15 protein-coding genes are annotated in these 18075 nt (G+C 55.6%); 14 read left to right on the forward strand and 1 reads right to left on the reverse strand.

Features of this window, described 5'->3' with window-relative positions:
• Positions 1–538 precede the first annotated feature (538 nt).
• The 14 genes from SB719_RS00490 to SB719_RS00555 all read left to right on the forward strand — a co-directional run bounded on the left by SB719_RS00490 (position 539) and on the right by SB719_RS00555 (position 16306).
• Positions 539–982 (forward strand): NADH-quinone oxidoreductase subunit A, encoded by a 444-nt coding sequence (locus SB719_RS00490; protein ID WP_039379033.1) that lies wholly within the window; start codon positions 539–541, stop codon positions 980–982.
• A gap of 15 nt (positions 983–997) precedes the next feature.
• Positions 998–1675 carry a NuoB/complex I 20 kDa subunit family protein gene (locus SB719_RS00495; RefSeq protein ID WP_039379030.1) on the forward strand — a complete coding sequence of 226 codons (678 nt, stop codon included), beginning with the start codon at positions 998–1000 and terminating at the stop codon, positions 1673–1675.
• Between the two features lie 116 nt (positions 1676–1791).
• Positions 1792–3591, forward strand: coding sequence for an NADH-quinone oxidoreductase subunit C/D (gene nuoC / locus SB719_RS00500; RefSeq protein ID WP_065648832.1), 1800 nt, complete (start codon positions 1792–1794; stop codon positions 3589–3591).
• 2 nt (positions 3592–3593) lie between these two features.
• Entirely contained in the window at positions 3594–4109 is a 516-nt protein-coding gene (nuoE, locus tag SB719_RS00505) for an NADH-quinone oxidoreductase subunit NuoE (protein ID WP_412158754.1), read from the forward strand.
• Complete coding sequence (nuoF, locus tag SB719_RS00510) at positions 4109–5449, forward strand: NADH-quinone oxidoreductase subunit NuoF (protein WP_150016637.1); 1341 nt, start codon at positions 4109–4111, stop codon at positions 5447–5449. Before nuoE ends, nuoF begins: the two co-directional genes overlap by 1 nt.
• A gap of 112 nt (positions 5450–5561) precedes the next feature.
• Positions 5562–8285, forward strand: coding sequence for an NADH-quinone oxidoreductase subunit NuoG (gene nuoG / locus SB719_RS00515; protein ID WP_292976244.1), 2724 nt, complete (start codon positions 5562–5564; stop codon positions 8283–8285).
• Entirely contained in the window at positions 8282–9259 is a 978-nt protein-coding gene (gene nuoH / locus SB719_RS00520) for an NADH-quinone oxidoreductase subunit NuoH (protein WP_065648835.1), read from the forward strand. Before nuoG ends, nuoH begins: the two co-directional genes overlap by 4 nt.
• Positions 9260–9270: 11 nt before the next feature.
• Positions 9271–9813 (forward strand): NADH-quinone oxidoreductase subunit NuoI, encoded by a 543-nt coding sequence (gene nuoI, locus SB719_RS00525; protein WP_039385566.1) that lies wholly within the window; start codon positions 9271–9273, stop codon positions 9811–9813.
• A gap of 10 nt (positions 9814–9823) precedes the next feature.
• Positions 9824–10375 carry an NADH-quinone oxidoreductase subunit J gene (nuoJ, locus tag SB719_RS00530; RefSeq protein ID WP_065648836.1) on the forward strand — a complete coding sequence of 184 codons (552 nt, stop codon included), beginning with the start codon at positions 9824–9826 and terminating at the stop codon, positions 10373–10375.
• A complete protein-coding gene (gene nuoK, locus SB719_RS00535) occupies positions 10372–10674 on the forward strand; it encodes an NADH-quinone oxidoreductase subunit NuoK (protein ID WP_013509877.1) in 303 nt (100 codons plus the stop codon). The genes nuoJ and nuoK overlap by 4 nt, the downstream gene beginning before the upstream one ends.
• A complete protein-coding gene (nuoL, locus tag SB719_RS00540; RefSeq protein ID WP_065648837.1) occupies positions 10671–12506 on the forward strand; it encodes an NADH-quinone oxidoreductase subunit L in 1836 nt (611 codons plus the stop codon). The genes nuoK and nuoL overlap by 4 nt, the downstream gene beginning before the upstream one ends.
• 223 nt (positions 12507–12729) lie before the next feature.
• A complete protein-coding gene (gene nuoM, locus SB719_RS00545) occupies positions 12730–14250 on the forward strand; it encodes an NADH-quinone oxidoreductase subunit M (protein ID WP_292976302.1) in 1521 nt (506 codons plus the stop codon).
• A 6-nt stretch (positions 14251–14256) separates the two neighbouring features.
• The gene (gene nuoN / locus SB719_RS00550; protein ID WP_039385550.1) at positions 14257–15714 is read left to right on the forward strand and encodes an NADH-quinone oxidoreductase subunit NuoN; all 1458 of its coding nucleotides are present in this window, start codon (positions 14257–14259) and stop codon (positions 15712–15714) included.
• Positions 15715–15853: 139 nt separating this feature from the next.
• On the forward strand, positions 15854–16306 hold the full coding sequence (locus tag SB719_RS00555; protein ID WP_314689188.1) for a GNAT family N-acetyltransferase: 453 nt from the start codon (positions 15854–15856) through the stop codon (positions 16304–16306).
• 29 nt (positions 16307–16335) lie between these two features.
• Here SB719_RS00555 and SB719_RS00560 read toward each other — a convergent pair whose 3' ends face one another.
• Positions 16336–17994: a glucan biosynthesis protein D gene (locus SB719_RS00560; protein ID WP_293006555.1), complete on the reverse strand. Its 1659-nt coding sequence runs from the start codon at positions 17992–17994 to the stop codon at positions 16336–16338.
• Between the last annotated feature and the right edge of the window lie 81 nt (positions 17995–18075).

Consider the following 18075-nt stretch of genomic DNA (forward strand, 5'->3'; position numbering starts at 1 on the left):
CCAGATACGCATTTTTATGGCCGATAATTATCAGGCTTTCCGAAAAACGAGCAGTTGTTTCAATTCCCGTCATTTTAGAAATTTTTTATCAAAAAATGCCTTCTTTGCACTAACCGATCCTGCCATATGCGCTGCTTTTTAGAGCTAAAAGCGCAGAAGTGTGTTCTGGATCAAAAAAATAACCCTGTCAGGGAGAGGGAAATCTGCGGAAGACCTGTCAAAATGTGAGTGTTAAACGCACGATCCATGCATGTAAAACCCCGTTACACTGAAATTAACCGCACAAACTGAAGCGATTTAGCTGGCGCTGATGAGGGTATATGTTAATAATATGATGCGGGTGTAAAATAATGTTTGGATACTTTTGTCAAAGTTGACAAAAGGTTATAGAAAGGAGTAAAAAACCCCATAAAATTGCTGCCTAATCAGGAAAGACAGCAACGTTTATAAGGTTTTTATCCTTCCCTTGAATCGATGTGGTGTGTTTGCTGCAACAGTGCAGGATGCCATCGCCACTTTTGATGAGTAAGCAAAGCGTATGTCAACAACCACCGAAGTCATCGCTCATCACTGGGCGTTTATTGTATTTATTGTGATCGCATTTGGCCTTTGTGCCTTTATGTTAACCGGCGGCTGGCTGCTTGGTGGACGTGCTAAAGCGCGTTACAAAAACACCCCGTTTGAGTCTGGTATTGAATCGGTTGGCGATACCCACATCCGCCTCTCTGCAAAATTCTATCTGGTTGCCATGTTTTTCGTTATTTTCGACGTGGAAGCCCTCTATTTATACGCCTGGTCGACCTCCATTCGCGAAAGCGGCTGGGTCGGCTTTGTCGAAGCCGCAATTTTCATTTTGGTGCTCCTGGCAGGCCTGGTTTATCTGGTTCGCATCGGCGCGCTGGATTGGGCTCCTGCGCGTCGTCGCGTAGTGGTCAAATCAAGCCCGGTCAGCCACAGTCACACCAACCCTCATAAGCAGTAAAAGCGAGGCAATAAGATGGACTACACGCTGACACGCGTAGACCCGAACGGCGGGGATGGCGATCGTTATCCTCTGCAGAAACAGGAGATTGTTACCGATCCTCTGGAACAGCATGTTCACCGCAGCGTTTATATGGGCAAGCTGGAACACGCCCTGCACGACATGGTGAACTGGGGACGTAAAAACTCTCTCTGGCCCTACAACTTTGGCCTCTCCTGCTGCTACGTAGAAATGACAACGTCATTTACTGCAGTGCATGACGTGGCACGCTTTGGCGCTGAAGTTATGCGTGCCTCGCCGCGCCAGGCTGACTTTATGGTTATTGCCGGTACGCCTTTCACCAAAATGGCCCCTGTTATCCAGCGCTTATACGATCAGATGCTGGAACCTAAATGGGTGATCTCAATGGGTGCCTGCGCTAACTCAGGCGGTATGTATGACATCTATTCTGTTGTGCAGGGCGTAGATAAATTCCTGCCGGTGGATGTTTACATTCCTGGCTGTCCGCCGCGTCCGGAAGCCTATATGCAGGCGCTGCTGCTGCTGCGTGAGTCGATCGGCAAAGAGCGTCGTCCCCTCTCCTGGGTCGTCGGCGACCAGGGTGTATATCGCGCCAACATGCAGTCTGAGCGTGAAAGGAAACGTGGTGAGCGAATTGCCGTCACTAACCTGAGAACCCCGGACGAAGTGTAAGTATCCCGTACACGGATGGAGTAACGGCCGCCGCAGAAAATGACAACGTAGTGTGTGCCGCCATCCTGACGCCTTCTTTTGAGTGCCTGATAACAGGCCGGAATGGTGAGTAACGTATGACAGATTTGACCACGCAAGATCTCGCGCAGCCATCATGGCAAACCCGGGAGCACCTGGATGACCCGGTGATCGGCGAGTTGCGTAATCGTTTTGGGCCGGACGCCTTTACAGTTCAGGCAACCCGTACCGGCATCCCGGTGGTATGGGTAAAACGCGAACAGCTGCTGGAAATCGTTGCGTTTCTGCGCAAGTTGCCTAAGCCCTATGTCATGCTGTATGACCTGCATGGCTTTGATGAGCGTTTACGTACCCACCGCGCAGGCCTGCCTGCTGCGGATTTTTCCGTTTTCTATCATCTGCTTTCTATTGAACGCAACCGCGACATCATGCTCAAGGTGGCGTTATCTGAAAACGATCTGAATGTGCCAACCATCACCACTATTTTCGCCAACGCCAACTGGTATGAGCGCGAAACCTGGGAGATGTTTGGCATTACGTTCCAGGGGCACCCTCATCTGACGCGCATTATGATGCCGCAGACCTGGGAAGGGCACCCGCTGCGCAAAGACTATCCGGCACGCGCGACCGAGTTCGATCCTTTTACGCTGACAAAGCAGAAAGAAGATCTCGAAATGGAGTCGCTGACGTTTAAGCCCGAAGAGTGGGGTATGAAGCGCAGCACGGCCAATGAGGACTTTATGTTCCTTAACCTTGGCCCTAACCACCCCTCTGCGCACGGTGCGTTCCGCATTATCCTGCAGCTTGATGGCGAAGAGATTGTCGACTGCGTGCCAGACGTCGGCTATCACCACCGCGGTGCGGAGAAGATGGGCGAGCGTCAGTCCTGGCATAGCTATATCCCTTATACCGATCGTATTGAGTATCTGGGCGGCTGTGTTAATGAAATGCCTTACGTGCTCGCCGTAGAGAAGCTGGCCGGGATCACGGTACCAGACCGCGTTAACGTAATTCGCGTTATGCTCTCTGAGCTGTTCCGTATCAACAGCCACCTGCTTTACATCTCCACGTTTATTCAGGACGTTGGCGCAATGACGCCGGTGTTCTTTGCCTTTACCGATCGTCAGAAAATTTATGACGTCGTGGAAGCGATTACCGGTTTCCGTATGCACCCCGCCTGGTTCCGCATCGGTGGTGTGGCGCACGATCTGCCAAAAGGGTGGGAGCGCCTGCTGCGTGAATTCCTCGACTGGATGCCAAAACGCCTGAAAGAGTATGACAAAGCGGCACTGCGCAATACCGTATTGATGGGGCGTTCGCAGGGCGTAGCCGCCTACAATATGGATGAGGCGCTGGCGTGGGGCACAACCGGTGCTGGTCTGCGCGCAACCGGCCTCGACTTTGACGTACGTAAATGGCGTCCTTATTCAGGCTACGAAAACTTCGACTTTGAAATCCCGGTTGGCGCAGGTATCAGCGACGCTTACACCCGCGTGCAGCTGAAGATGGAAGAGATGTGGCAGTCGCTGCGTATTCTGGAGCAGTGTCTGAACAACATGCCGGAAGGGCCGTTCAAAGCGGATCACCCGCTGACCACGCCGCCGCCGAAAGAGCGTACGCTGCAGCACATTGAAACATTGATCACCCACTTCCTGCAGGTTTCCTGGGGACCGGTAATGCCCGCCAATGAATCGTTCCAGATGATTGAGGCGACAAAAGGGATCAACAGTTACTACCTGACCAGTGACGGCAGCACCATGAGTTATCGCACCCGCGTGCGCACACCAAGCTTCCCGCACCTGCAGCAGATCCCGTCAGTGATCCGTGGCAGCCTGGTATCCGATCTTATCGTCTACCTCGGTAGTATCGATTTTGTTATGTCAGACGTGGACCGCTAATTATGCACGATCAAAAAATTGCCATTCAAACCATCGACCCGAATGAGGTCTTTGTGCTGAGCGAGGCCGAGCACCACGCTATTGAGCATGAAAAACATCACTACGAGGATGCGCGCGCAGCCTCAATTGAAGCGCTGAAGATCGTGCAAAAAGCGCGGGGCTGGGTGCCGGATGGGGCTATTCACGCCATTGCTAATGTGCTGGATATTCCGGCCAGCGATGTCGAAGGCGTGGCAACGTTCTACAGCCAGATTTACCGTACGCCGGTTGGCCGTCATGTGATCCGCTACTGCGACAGCGTGGTGTGCCACATTACCGGTTATCAGGGTATTCAGGCAGCGCTGGAGCAGAATCTCAATATTAAACCCGGCCAGACAACGGCAGATGGGCGCTTTACGCTGCTGCCTACCTGCTGCCTCGGCAACTGCGATAAGGGGCCGACCATGATGGTGAATGACGACACGCACGTTCATCTGACGCCGGAAGGTATCGCCTCGCTACTGGAGCAGTATCAATGATGAAACCCATTATTCGTGCTGCGGAAACCCATCCGCTGACCTGGCGTCTGCGTGACGACAAACAGCCGGTATGGCTGGAAGAGTACCGCAGTAAAAATGGCTATGCTGGTGCTGAAAAAGCGCTGAACGGCATGAGCCAGGATGAGATCGTTACGGCGGTGAAAGATTCTGGTCTGAAAGGGCGCGGCGGTGCAGGCTTCAGCACGGGTCTGAAGTGGAGCCTGATGCCAAAAGATGAGTCCATGAATATCCGCTACCTGCTGTGTAACGCGGATGAGATGGAGCCGGGCACCTATAAAGACCGCCTGCTGATGGAGCAGCTGCCGCATCAGCTGGTTGAAGGCATGCTGATTAGTGCTTTTGCGCTAAAAGCCTACCGTGGCTACATCTTCCTGCGCGGCGAATATGTTGAAGCCGCAGAGAATCTGCGTCGCGCCATTGCAGAAGCCACCGAAGCGGGCTATCTCGGTAAAAATATCCTCGGCACCGGTTTTGACTTCGAGCTGTTTGTTCACACTGGCGCGGGTCGCTATATCTGTGGTGAAGAGACGGCGCTGATCAACTCGCTGGAAGGGCGTCGCGCTAACCCGCGTTCCAAACCACCGTTCCCGGCCAGCGCCGGTGTATGGGGCAAGCCAACCTGCGTTAACAACGTTGAGACGCTCTCCAACGTGCCAGCCATCTTCCTGAACGGCGTGGAGTGGTACAAAGGGCTGTCCAAGAGCGAAGACGCCGGCACGAAAATGATGGGCTTCTCCGGCCGCGTTAAGAACCCGGGCGTCTGGGAACTGCCGTTTGGTATTACCGCCCGCGAAATTCTGGAAGATTATGCTGGCGGTATGCGCGATGGTCTGAAGTTCAAGGCATGGCAGCCAGGCGGCGCCGGAACCGATTTTCTGACCGACCAGCATCTCGACCTGCCGATGGAGTTTGCCAGCATTGGTAAAGCAGGCAGCCGTCTGGGTACGGCGCTGGCGATGGCGGTGGACCACGAGATCAATATGGTGTCGCTGGTGCGTAACCTGGAAGAGTTTTTTGCTCGTGAGTCGTGCGGCTGGTGTACGCCGTGCCGTGACGGTCTGCCGTGGAGCGTGAAGATCCTGCGTGCGCTGGAGCAGAAGCAGGGACAACCGGGTGATATCGAAACGCTGCTGCAGCTTTGCCGCCAGCTGGGTCCGGGTAAAACGTTCTGCGCGCATGCGCCAGGTGCAGTTGAGCCACTGCAGAGCGCAATTAAATATTTCCGTGAAGAGTTTGAAGCCGGCATTGCGCCGCAGGTGTTTGGCAATACCCGCTCCATTGGCGGGATCCAGCCTAACCTGCTGAAAGCGCGCTGGTAAGCAGGCCACCGTAGACGGAAGGCGCCAGACGCCCGTCCGGCTGAAAAGCGGGATAACAGAATTTGATGTTTAACGCTCGTCCCCGGACGAGCCTTACGGAAGCATGTTCACTATGGCTACAATCCATGTAGACGGTAAAGAATATGATGTGAACGGAGCGGACAACCTGCTGCAGGCGTGTCTCTCTCTGGGCCTTGATATTCCCTATTTTTGCTGGCATCCGGCGCTCGGCAGCGTAGGCGCCTGCCGCCAGTGTGCGGTAAAGCAATTCCAGAATGCCGAAGATACCCGCGGCCGCCTTGTTATGTCCTGCATGACACCGGCATCGGATGGCACCTTTATCTCTATTGATGACGGCGAAGCGAAAGAGTTTCGTGAAAGTGTCGTAGAGTGGCTGATGACGAACCATCCGCACGACTGTCCGGTCTGCGAGGAGGGGGGCAACTGTCACCTGCAGGATATGACGGTGATGACAGGCCACAGCTTCCGTCGTTATCGCTTTACCAAGCGCACTCATCAGAATCAGGATCTCGGTCCGTTTATCTCCCATGAGATGAACCGCTGCATCGCCTGCTATCGTTGCGTACGCTATTACAAAGATTACGCTGACGGTAAAGATCTGGGCGTGTATGGCGCGCACGATAACGTCTACTTTGGTCGCCCGGAAGATGGCACGCTGGAGAGCGAATTCTCCGGTAACCTGGTTGAGATCTGCCCGACCGGCGTGTTCACCGATAAAACGCACTCTGAGCGTTATAACCGTAAGTGGGATATGCAGTTTGCGCCCAGCATTTGCCAGCAGTGCAGCGTGGGCTGTAACACCAGTCCCGGTGAGCGCTATGGTGAACTGCGTCGTATTGAAAACCGTTATAACGGCACGGTAAACCACTACTTCCTCTGCGATCGCGGTCGTTTTGGCTATGGCTATGTCAACCGCAAAGATCGCCCGCGTCATCCGCATCAGCTGCGCGGCAGCGATAGCATCACGCTGAATGCAGAGCAGGCAGTTAACGCTGCGGCTGACGTGCTGCGTCAGGCGAAACGCGTTATCGGCATCGGCTCACCCCGCGCCAGCATCGAAAGCAACTTCGCCCTGCGCGAACTGGTGGGTGCCGGCAACTTCTCAACCGGTATGCCGGCAGGAGAGCAGTCGCGCGTAGAACTGATGCTGAACGTGCTGCAGAACAGCGGTATCTATACTCCTTCGCTGCGCGAAATGGAGAGCTATGATGCCGTGCTGGTGCTGGGCGAAGATCTGACGCAGGTGGGTGCACGCGTCGCACTGTCAGTCCGCCAGGCCGTAAAAGGCAAAGCGCGTGAGATGGCAGCGGCGCAGAAAGTCGCAGACTGGCAGATCGCCGCCATCCTGAACATCGGTCAGCATGCTAAACATCCGCTGTTTGTCACTAACGTCGATGAAACCCGTCTGGATGACATTGCGGCGTGGAGCTATCGCGCACCGGTAGAAGATCAGGCGCGTCTTGGTTTTGCCATCGCCAGCGCGCTGGATGAGAGCGCGCCCGCGGTGAGTGATATCGATAAATCACTCAGCAGCAAAATTGATGTGGTGGTGCAGGCGCTGGCAGGGGCGAAAAAGCCGCTGATTATCTCCGGCACCCACTCTGGCAGTACTGCAATGATTGAGGCGGCTGCCAACGTAGCGAAAGCGCTGAAAGCCCGCGGTGCCGATGTGGGGATCACCCTGCTGGCTGGCGCAGCTAACAGCATGGGGCTTGGCCTGATAGGCGGTCACTCGCTGGATGCGGCGCTGGACCAGCTGACAAACGGCGAAGCGGATGCGCTGGTAGTGCTGGAGAACGATCTTTATCGTCACGCGCCTAAAGCCCGCGTTGACGCTGCGCTGCAGACTGCATCAAGTGTCATTGTGGTTGATCATCAGCGGACCGCCACGCTGGAGAAAGCGGGTCTCGTGCTCTCAGCGGCCAGCTTTGCTGAAAGCGACGGCACGTCCATCAATCATGAAGGCCGTGCACAGCGCTTCTTCCAGGTTTACGATCCCGCTTACTATGACAACAGCATTGTGATGCTGGAAAGCTGGCGCTGGCTGCACTCGCTGCACAGCACGCTGGAGAGTCGTCATATTGACTGGACGCAGCTCGATCATGTCATTGATGCGACCATCGCTGCGCTGCCGCAGCTGAAAGGGATTAAAGATGCGGCACCGGATGCCAGCTTCCGCATTCGTGGTCAGAAACTGGCTCGTTCACCGCATCGCGCCAGTGGCCGTACCGCCGCCCGCGCCAATATCAGCGTACATGAGCCGCGTCAGCCGCAGGATAAAGACACCATGTTCGCCTTCTCTATGGAAGGGAACAACCAGCCTGAGGCACCGCGTTCGCAGATCCCATTCGCCTGGGCGCCAGGCTGGAACTCACCGCAGGCGTGGAACAAATTCCAGGATGAAGTTGGCGGCAAACTGCGGAATGGCGATCCGGGTGTACGCCTGTTTGAAGCAGGTGAAGGTTCACTGCCGTGGTTCAGTAACGTGCCGGAACGGTTTGCCAGCGGCAGCCACTTCCGCGTTGCGCCTTACTACCGTCTGTTCGGCAGTGAGGAAATGACGCAGCGTTCCCCGACGTTCCAGAAGCGCATGGTACCTGCTGAGCTGGTCATTAATCCAGCGGATGCAGAGAAGCTTGGCGTCAATCACGGCGCTGCTGCAGAGCTGGTGTGTGCCGGTGAAACGCTGCGCCTGCCGGTACGCTTCTCCGCCTTCCTGCAGCCGGGACAGATTGGGCTGCCGCTGGGCATGCCGGGCGTGCCGCCGTTCCTTGCGCATGCGCAAATTGACCAACTGCAGGAGGCTGCGCAATGAGCTGGCTGACATCGGACGTTATCGACATCATTCTGCAGGTCGTTAAAGCGATTGTGATCCTGCTGGTCGTAGTAGCCTGCGGTGCTTTCATGAGTTTTGCCGAGCGCCGTTTGCTCGGCTTATGGCAGAACCGCTACGGACCTAACCGTGTCGGCTGGGGTGGTTCACTTCAGCTGGCGGCGGATATGATCAAAATGTTCTTTAAAGAGGACTGGGTACCGCCGTTTACCGACCGTTTTATCTTTACGCTGGCACCGGTTATCGCCTTTGTATCGCTGCTGCTGGCCTTTGCAATTGTGCCGGTTTCACCCACCTGGATGGTCACAGATCTGAACATCGGTCTGCTGTTCTTCCTGATGATGGCAGGCCTGGCCGTCTACGCCGTGCTGTTTGCCGGCTGGTCGAGCAACAACAAATACTCACTGCTGGGTGCGATGCGTGCCTCTGCGCAGACGCTGAGCTATGAAGTGTTCCTTGGCCTGTCGCTGATGGGCGTAGTGGCGCAGGCGGGCTCGTTTAACCTGAATGCGATTGTTGAAAACCAGACGCACCTGTGGAACATCATTCCGCAGTTCTTTGGCTTTTTAACCTTCTGTATTGCAGGCGTAGCGGTGTGCCACCGTCATCCGTTTGACCAGCCGGAAGCGGAACAGGAGCTGGCTGACGGTTATCACATTGAATATGCCGGTATGAAGTTCGGTCTGTTCTTTGTGGGTGAATATGTCGCCATTACCACGGTTTCCGCGCTGATCGTCACGCTGTTCTTTGGTGGCTGGCACGGACCCTTCCTGCCGCCATTCATCTGGTTCGCCCTGAAAACGGCGTTCTTTATGGTGATGTTTATCCTGATCCGTGCTGCGCTGCCGCGTCCACGCTATGACCAGGTGCTGTCGTTCGGCTGGAAAGTTTGTCTGCCGTTGACGCTGTTGAACCTGCTGGCGACCGCCGCAGTGATTCTGTACAACGCGCAGTAAGGGGTATTGAGATGACATTAAAAGATATTGTCGTTGGCTTCGGCACGACAGTGCGCAGTATCTGGATGATTGGCATGCACGCCTTCGCCAAACGTGAAACGCAGATGTACCCGGAAGAGCCGGTCTATCTGCCGCCACGCTATCGCGGCCGTATTGTGCTGACGCGCGATCCTGACGGCGAAGAGCGCTGTGTTGCCTGCAACCTGTGTGCAGTTGCCTGCCCGGTAGGCTGTATTTCGCTGCAGAAAGCAGAGACGCAGGATGGCCGCTGGTATCCGGAATTCTTCCGCATCAACTTTTCACGCTGCATTTTTTGCGGCCTGTGTGAAGAAGCCTGTCCGACCACCGCGATTCAGCTGACCCCGGATTTTGAACTGGGTGAGTTTAAACGTCAGGACCTGGTGTATGAGAAGCAGGATCTGCTGATCTCGGGCCCCGGCAAATACCCGGAGTACAATTTCTATCGTATGGCGGGTATGGCGATCGACGGAAAAGAGAAGGGCGACGCGGAAAACGAAGCCAAACCGATCGACGTCAAAGGCTTATTACCTTAAGGAGCCAGGTATGGAATTTGCGTTTTATCTTTGCGGACTGGTGGCGGTGCTGACGACGCTACGCGTTATCACGCATACGAACCCGGTACACGCGCTGCTGTACCTGATTGTCTCACTGCTGTCGATTGCCGGCGCGTTTTTTGCCATGGGTGCCTACTTTGCGGGTGCGCTGGAAATTATCGTTTATGCCGGTGCCATTATGGTGCTGTTTGTGTTTGTGGTGATGATGCTCAATCTCGGCAAGAGTCAGCAGGAGCAGGAGCGGGAGTGGCTTAAGCCGTCACTCTGGGTTGGACCCGGCATTGTCTCCGCGCTGCTGCTGGTGGTGATGGTTTACGCTATCCTCACTGCCACCGATCAGGGCATTGATGGCACGGTTATCGATGCAAAAGCAGTCGGTATCAGCCTGTTTGGCCCGTATGTTCTGGCGGTAGAACTGGCTTCAATGCTGCTGCTGGCAGGCCTGGTGGTTGCCTTCCACATCGGCCGTGACGATCGTCACGCTGAAGTGATGAGCCATCGCGTAACGGATGCAGCATCCAATAAGGAGGGACAGGCATGATCCCATTACAACATGGCCTGATTCTGGCTGCGGTGCTCTTTGTTCTCGGCCTGACCTCACTGGTGCTGCGCCGTAATCTGCTGTTTATGCTGATTGGTCTGGAGATCATGATCAACGCCGCAGCGCTGGCGCTGGTGGTGGCGGGCAGCTATTGGGGGCAGGCAGATGGTCAGGTGATGTATATCCTGGCAATCAGCCTTGCAGCAGCGGAAGCGAGTATTGGCCTTGCCCTGCTGCTGCAGCTCTATCGTCGTCGTCAGACGCTGAACATTGACACAGTGAGCGAGATGCGCGGATGAATCTTCTCTATTTAACTGTACTGTTTCCGCTAATCGGCTTTTTGCTGTTAGCGTTTTCCCGGGGCCGCTGGTCAGAGAACCTGTCAGCTGCTGTCGGAATGGGGTCGGTCGGTCTTTCGGCCCTGACCACGCTTTATGCGGGTATTGAGTTTTTCGGTCAGGGACAGCAGCCGTTTACTCAGGCGCTGTGGACCTGGATGCAGGTTGGCAACTTTGATATTAAAGTGAATCTGGTGCTGGATGGCCTGTCACTGACGATGCTCTCTGTGGTCACGGGCGTCGGCTTCTTTATTCATATGTTCGCCTCCTGGTATATGCGTGGTGAAGAGGGCTATTCCCGCTTCTTCGCCTATACCAACCTGTTTATCGCCAGCATGGTCGTACTGGTCCTGGCTGATAACCTGATGCTGATGTATCTGGGCTGGGAAGGGGTAGGGCTTTGCTCCTATCTGCTGATCGGCTTCTACTACAGCAATCCGGATAACGGCAAAGCGGCCATGAAAGCGTTTATCATCACCCGTGTGGGCGATGTGTTTCTGGCCTTTGCGCTGTTTATTCTCTACAACGAACTCGGCACGCTGAACTTCCGTGAGCTGATGGCGCTGGCACCGGCACACTTTGCCGCAGATAACAGTATGCTGCAGTGGGCCACCCTGATGCTGCTGGGCGGCGCAGTAGGTAAATCTGCACAGCTGCCGCTGCAAACCTGGCTGGCGGATGCGATGGCGGGCCCGACGCCGGTTTCGGCACTGATCCATGCGGCAACCATGGTCACGGCGGGTGTCTATTTAATCGCCCGGACGCATGGTCTGTTCCTGCTGACGCCTGACGTTCTGCATCTGGTGGGAATTGTCGGCGCTATCACGCTGGTTCTGGCAGGTTTTGCTGCGCTGGTACAGACCGATATCAAGCGCGTGCTGGCTTATTCCACCATGAGTCAGATTGGCTACATGTTCCTGGCGCTGGGCGTACAGGCATGGGATGCGGCGATTTTCCATCTGATGACGCACGCTTTCTTTAAAGCGCTGCTGTTCCTCTCATCTGGCTCCGTTATTCTGGCGTGCCATCATGAGCAGAACATCTTTAAAATGGGTGGCCTGCGCAAAAGCATTCCGCTGGTTTATGCCTGCTTCCTGGTAGGCGGTGCCGCGCTGGCCGCGCTGCCGCTTATTACCGCAGGCTTCTACAGTAAAGATGAGATCCTGTTTGGTGCGCTGGCCAACGGACACATTAATCTGATGGTTGCCGGTCTGGTCGGGGCATTCCTGACCTCTATCTACACCTTCCGCATGATCTTTATCGTGTTCCATGGCGAGGAGAAGATCCACGCGCATGCCGGTAAAGGCATTACCCATCATCTGCCGCTGATTGTGCTGCTGATCCTCTCCACCTTCATTGGCGCGCTGATTACGCCTCCGCTGGCAGGCGTCCTGCCGGAAAATGAATTTGGCGAAAACGGCAAAATGGCGCTGGAGATCGCATCAGGCTTAGTGGCTGTCAGCGGGATTCTGATTGCTGCTGCACTGTGGCTTGGCAAGCGTCAGCTGGTGACCCGCGTGGCCAACAGCGCACCGGGCCGCTTCTTCGGCACCTGGTGGTTTGCCGCCTGGGGCTTTGACTGGCTGTATGACAAAGTCTTTGTTAAACCGTATCTCGGTATCGCATGGCTGCTGCAGCGCGATCCGCTGAACTCCCTGATGAACCTGCCTGCGCTGCTGTCGCGTATTGGTAATAAAGGTCTGGTGGTCAGCGAGAATGGTTATCTGCGCTGGTATGTTGCCTCCATGAGCGTGGGTGCCGTTGTGGTGCTTGCCCTGATGCTGGTGATGTAAAGATTGATGGGCTTGGAAGAGAAGATGACAAAAACTCTTTTTTTCCTGATAGCGAATGTGAAAATTGCCTGAATGACGAAGCGTAATCGGCGCAGCCCGTTTCGTTATCGCCAGCGCGCAGCAACCGGAGCGTACTGATGTACGTGAGGATTGCGGGCACTGCCGGAAACGAATCGGGCAAGCAAGATAGCTCGAAAGCAGGTTAAAAAAAGGGAAGTATGCCGTGCTATTACCTTGGCTAATAATAATACCTTTCGTCGGGGGCCTGCTCTGCTGGCTGGCTGAACGGCTTGGCGCAAAAGTACCGCGCTGGATCGCCCTGATCACCATGGGACTCACGCTGGCTCTTGGTCTGCAGCTATGGCTGCAGGGCGGCTATTCGCTGACGCAGGCCAGCGGTCTGCCGCAGTGGCAATCAAGCTTTAACGTGGCGTGGATCCCGCGCTTTGGTATCCGCTTCCATCTGGCCATTGATGGTTTGTCCCTGCTGATGGTGGTACTGACCGGTCTGCTGGGCCTGATGGCGGTACTCTGCTCATGGAACGAAATTGAGAAGTATCAGGGCTTTTTCCACCTCAATCTGATGTGGATCCTGGGCGGCGTTATCGGCGTATTCCTTGCCATCGACATGTTCCTGTTCTTCTTCTTCTGGGAGATGATGCTGGTGCCGATGTACTTCCTCATCGCGCTCTGGGGACATAAAGCGTCGGACGGTAAAACCCGTATCACAGCAGCCACCAAGTTCTTTATTTACACTCAGGCGTCTGGTCTGGTGATGCTGATTGCGATTCTGGCGCTGGTGTTTGTGCACTACAATGCAACCGGTGTCTGGACCTTCAGCTATGAAGAACTGCTGAAAACCCCGATGTCACGCAACGTTGAGTGGCTGCTGATGCTGGGCTTCTTCATCGCCTTTGCGGTGAAAATGCCGGTGGTGCCGCTGCACGGCTGGCTGCCTGATGCACACAGCCAGGCACCGACTGCCGGTTCTGTCGATCTGGCCGGTATTCTGCTGAAAACCGCAGCTTATGGTCTGCTGCGCTTTAGCCTGCCGCTGTTCCCGAATGCTTCAGCTGAGTTTGCGCCAATTGCGATGTGGCTCGGCATTATCGGCATCTTCTATGGCGCCTGGATGGCATTCTCTCAGACGGATATTAAGCGTCTGATTGCCTATACCTCGATTTCGCACATGGGCTTTGTGCTGATCGCGATTTATACCGGCAGCCAGCTGGCCTTCCAGGGGGCGGTTATCCAGATGATTGCTCACGGTCTGTCAGCCGCAGCACTCTTTATTCTGTGTGGCCAGCTGTATGAGCGTCTGCATACCCGTGACATGCGTCAGATGGGCGGTCTCTGGTCGCGAATCAAATGGATCCCAGGTCTGTCACTCTTTTTTGCGGTAGCGAATCTCGGCATGCCGGGTACCGGCAACTTTGTGGGCGAATTCATGATCCTGACCGGCAGCTTCCAGGTTGTGCCGATGATCATCGTGATTGCCACCTTTGGGCTGGTGTTCGCTTCGGTTTACTCGCTGATCATGATGCAGCGTGCTTACTACGGCGAAGCGAAATCGAAAGAGCCGCTGCCCGGCATGTCAGTACGCGAATTTGCCACCATCGGCGTGCTGGTCGTGCTGCTGGTGCTGCTGGGTGTCTACCCGCAGCCGATTCTCGATACGTCCCATGCTGCGATGAGTAATATTCAGCAGTGGTTTACCGCTTCAATTTCAACTACAAGGCCGTAATTCGCCATGACAATAACTCCTCAACAATTGATCGCGCTACTGCCGCTGTTGATCGTCGGACTGACGGTGGTGGTGGTGATGCTGTCCATTGCGTGGCGACGCAACCATTTCGTTAATGCCACGCTGACCGTTATTGGCCTGAACCTTGCGCTGGTGTCGCTGTGGTTTGTCGGGCAGGCGGGCGCAATGGATGTGACGCCGCTGCTGCGCGTTGACGGCTACTCCATGTTCTATACCGCGCTGGTGATGCTGGCGAGTCTGGCGACCTGTACTTTCGCCTATCCCTGGCTGGCGGGCTTCCCGGATAATAAGGATGAGTTTTACCTGCTGGTGCTGATTGCTGCGCTGGGCGGGGTTGTGCTGGCAAGTGCAAACCATCTGGCCGCGCTATTTATTGGTATTGAACTGCTCTCCCTGCCGCTGTTTGGTCTGATTGGCTACGCTTTCCGGCAGAAACGTTCGCTGGAAGCGGCGCTGAAATACACCATTCTTTCTGCGGCCGCCTCGTCGTTTCTGCTGTTTGGTATTGCGCTGGTCTATGCCGACTCCGGCAGCCTGAGCTTTGTTCAGCTGGGTAACAGCCTGACTGATAGCATGATCCAGCAGCCGCTGCTGCTGGTGGGGCTGGGAATGATGATTATCGGCCTTGGCTTTAAGCTGTCGCTGGTGCCGTTTCATCTCTGGACGCCGGATGTTTATCAGGGCGCGCCTGCACCGGTATCGACCTTCCTGGCCACCGCCAGCAAGATCGCTATCTTTGGTGTCATTATGCGTCTGTTTATGTACGCGCCGCTGACCGACAGTGAAGCGGTACGCACCGTGCTGGGGATTATCGCCTTTGTCTCTATCCTGGTGGGCAACCTGATGGCGATTTCGCAGAGCAATATTAAGCGTCTGCTTGGCTACTCCTCTATCGCTCATCTGGGTTATCTGCTGGTCGCGCTGATTGCGGTGAAAACGCATCAGCTGTCGCTGGAAACGGCTGGTGTTTACCTGGCGGGTTATCTGTTCAGCAGCCTGGGCGCCTTTGGCGTGGTCAGCCTGATGTCCAGCCCGTATCGCGGTCCGGATGCCGACTCGCTCTATTCCTATCGCGGTCTGTTCTGGCATCGTCCGGTGCTGTCAGCAGTGATGACGGTGATGATGCTGTCGCTGGCGGGTATTCCGATGACGCTGGGCTTTATCGGTAAGTTCTACGTTATCGCATCCGGTGTGAATGCGCATCTCTGGTGGCTGACCGCTGCCGTGGTTGCCGGCAGTGCCATCGGCCTTTACTACTATCTGCGCGTAACGGTGAGCCTCTATCTTACCCCGCCAGAGCTGCACACGCGTGATACGCCGGCTAACTGGGCGTTTACCGCGGGCGGTGTGGTCGTGCTGATTTCCGCCATTCTTGTGCTGCTGCTGGGTGTCTATCCGCAGCCGCTCATCAGGCTGGTACAGATGGCACAGCCGCTGATGTAACAATGCTTTTTGCTGACATAAATCAGGCCTCCGGGCCTGATTTTTTTTATCTGTTATTCGTTGCCCGTATGCCGTCACGGTGCCAGTCCGGCCGTTATGGTAGTCTCAGCCTATCGCCATTTGAAAACAGGAGTGATCTGTGGAAATAGCATGGCTTGATTGCCACCATCGGGAACTGACGGCACAGCAGCTCTACACGCTGCTGGCGCTGCGCAACCAGGTTTTTATTGTGGAGCAGCAGTGCCCCTATCAGGATCTGGACGGGCAGGATCTGGCCGCAGAGAATCGCCATATTCTCGGTTTTCTTGAGGGCCGGCTGCTGGCCTGCGCGCGCATACTGACGCCGGCGCAGCCGGGTGAAGCGGTTGTGGTGGGGCGGGTAATCGTCTCTGAAGAGGCGCGCGGGCTCAGGCTGGGCTACCGGTTAATGGAACAGGTGCTGAGCAGCTGTGAAATTCACTGGCCAGGACAGGCGATTTATCTGTCGGCGCAGGCGCACCTTGAGGGGTTTTATGGCCGGCTCGGTTTTCAGGCGGTCACCGCGGTCTACCTGGAAGATGACATCCCGCATATCGGCATGCAGAAAATATAACGGCGAGGGGAGCCTCGCCGTGATCGCTATCAGACCGGTGTCATCTGCCGGTCGTCGGTGTATTTGCGCTGGTCAGGCGGCGGCGGAAAATACTGGTAGAGCCAGGTTTCGCTCAATGTCTCATCTTTGGTACGCAGGAACAGACGCATTTCCACCGGCGTGGTTGCATCGCTGTTCGGGTACCAGTCAAACAGAATGCGATAACCGTTGATCGGTTCAACATAGAGGATCTCTACCTGTTTGAACGTGCCTGATGAAACGGTAATAACCGGCTCAATGCCTCTGGCAGCAGCGGCTTTCAGGTCGCCATCGATAAAGTCTACGGAAAAACGGCGACACCAGGTCTCAGGGAAGTGTTCACCCGGTGCCCAGCCCTCGGGAAAACCGCCGATGCCGGTGCGGGTGGCATCCACGCGTGCCAGATCGCTGCGTACCGGCGGCAGCTGGCTCCAGTAGAGCTTGTAGCCAAAATTCAGCTCGCTGCCCGCCTGAATCGGCTCCTCTGGCTGCCAGAAGCAGACCACGTTATCCAGCGTCTCCCCGGTAGTGGGGATCTCCATCAGATTAATGGCCCCTTTGCCCCATTTGCCGGTCGGCTCGACCCACAGGCTCGGGCGCTTGTCATACCAGCCGATCACATCCTGATAATTTTTGAAGTCGTGATCCAGCTGCAGCAGACCAAAACCGCGCGGATTTTCATCTTTATAGGCGTTAAATTGCAGGCGCTGCGGGTTGTTAAGCGGACGGGCAATCCATTCACCGCTGCCGCTCCACATCGCGAGGCGATCGGAGTCATGGATCTGCGGATGATAGGTGTTGCACATGCGGCGTTCGTTGGTACCACAACTGAACATACTGGTCATCGGCGCAATGCCGAGCTGGCGAATCGCTTTACGGGTAAAGAGGTGGTTTTCCACTTCCATCACCACACGTTTCTCTTCACAGTGGATGGTGAATTTATAGGCGCCGGTCAGGCTGGCACCATCCAGCAGGGCATACACGACAAAAGTGGTGTCATCTGCTTTTGGCGTTTCAAACCAGAATGCGGTGAAATCAGGAAACTCCTCCTGACCATTGCTGAACGTGTTAACGGCCACGCCGCGGGCGGAGAGGCCATACTGATAGGTTTCATCCACGGCGCGGAAGTAACTGGCGCCGAGAAAAGAGACGATATCGCGTCGCGCCAGCTCCGGTTTTTTAAACGCGCGGAAACCGGCAAAGCCGAGATCGTTTTTACCCGCCAGCTGCTGCGTATCGACGCCCGCATCATGGTAGTTAAACAGTTCCGGGCGAAAGTGGATCTCCCGTGCTTCGCGGCTGGCCGCATCCACGGAGAACATGCGAATACGTCGTTTAAATCCCATGCCGACGTGAAAAAATTGCACATCCAGCTCGCGATCGGCCACGTTGTTCCACAGCGAGTGCTGAGCGTCATACTGAATTTCGTTATACGCCTGCGGCGTAAGGGTCGCCAGCGTGTCAGGCAGCGCACCTGGCGCACCGCCCCAGGGCTTTTTCGCCAGCGCTGCGGCCTTTTGTTTCAATACATCAAAGTCGAAGCGCACTGCTTTACCGTCGGCAATGCCGTCATCGGCCCATGCAGATTGCGCAAACAGCGAGGAGAGCCCGGTCATGCCACCCAGGGCTGACAGAGCGACGGACGCTTTCACAAATTTTCTACGATTCATGCCGGAATTCTAATCCTTAGCTGCTCGGGTGTATTGTGTCTGTTTCCAGACGGTTAGCGTCGGGCTACAGGGAGTTACGAC

Origin of the sequence: Pantoea sp. SIMBA_079 (genome assembly GCF_046940275.1) — a bacterium.
Taxonomy (GTDB): Bacteria; Pseudomonadota; Gammaproteobacteria; order Enterobacterales; family Enterobacteriaceae; genus Pantoea; species Pantoea borealis.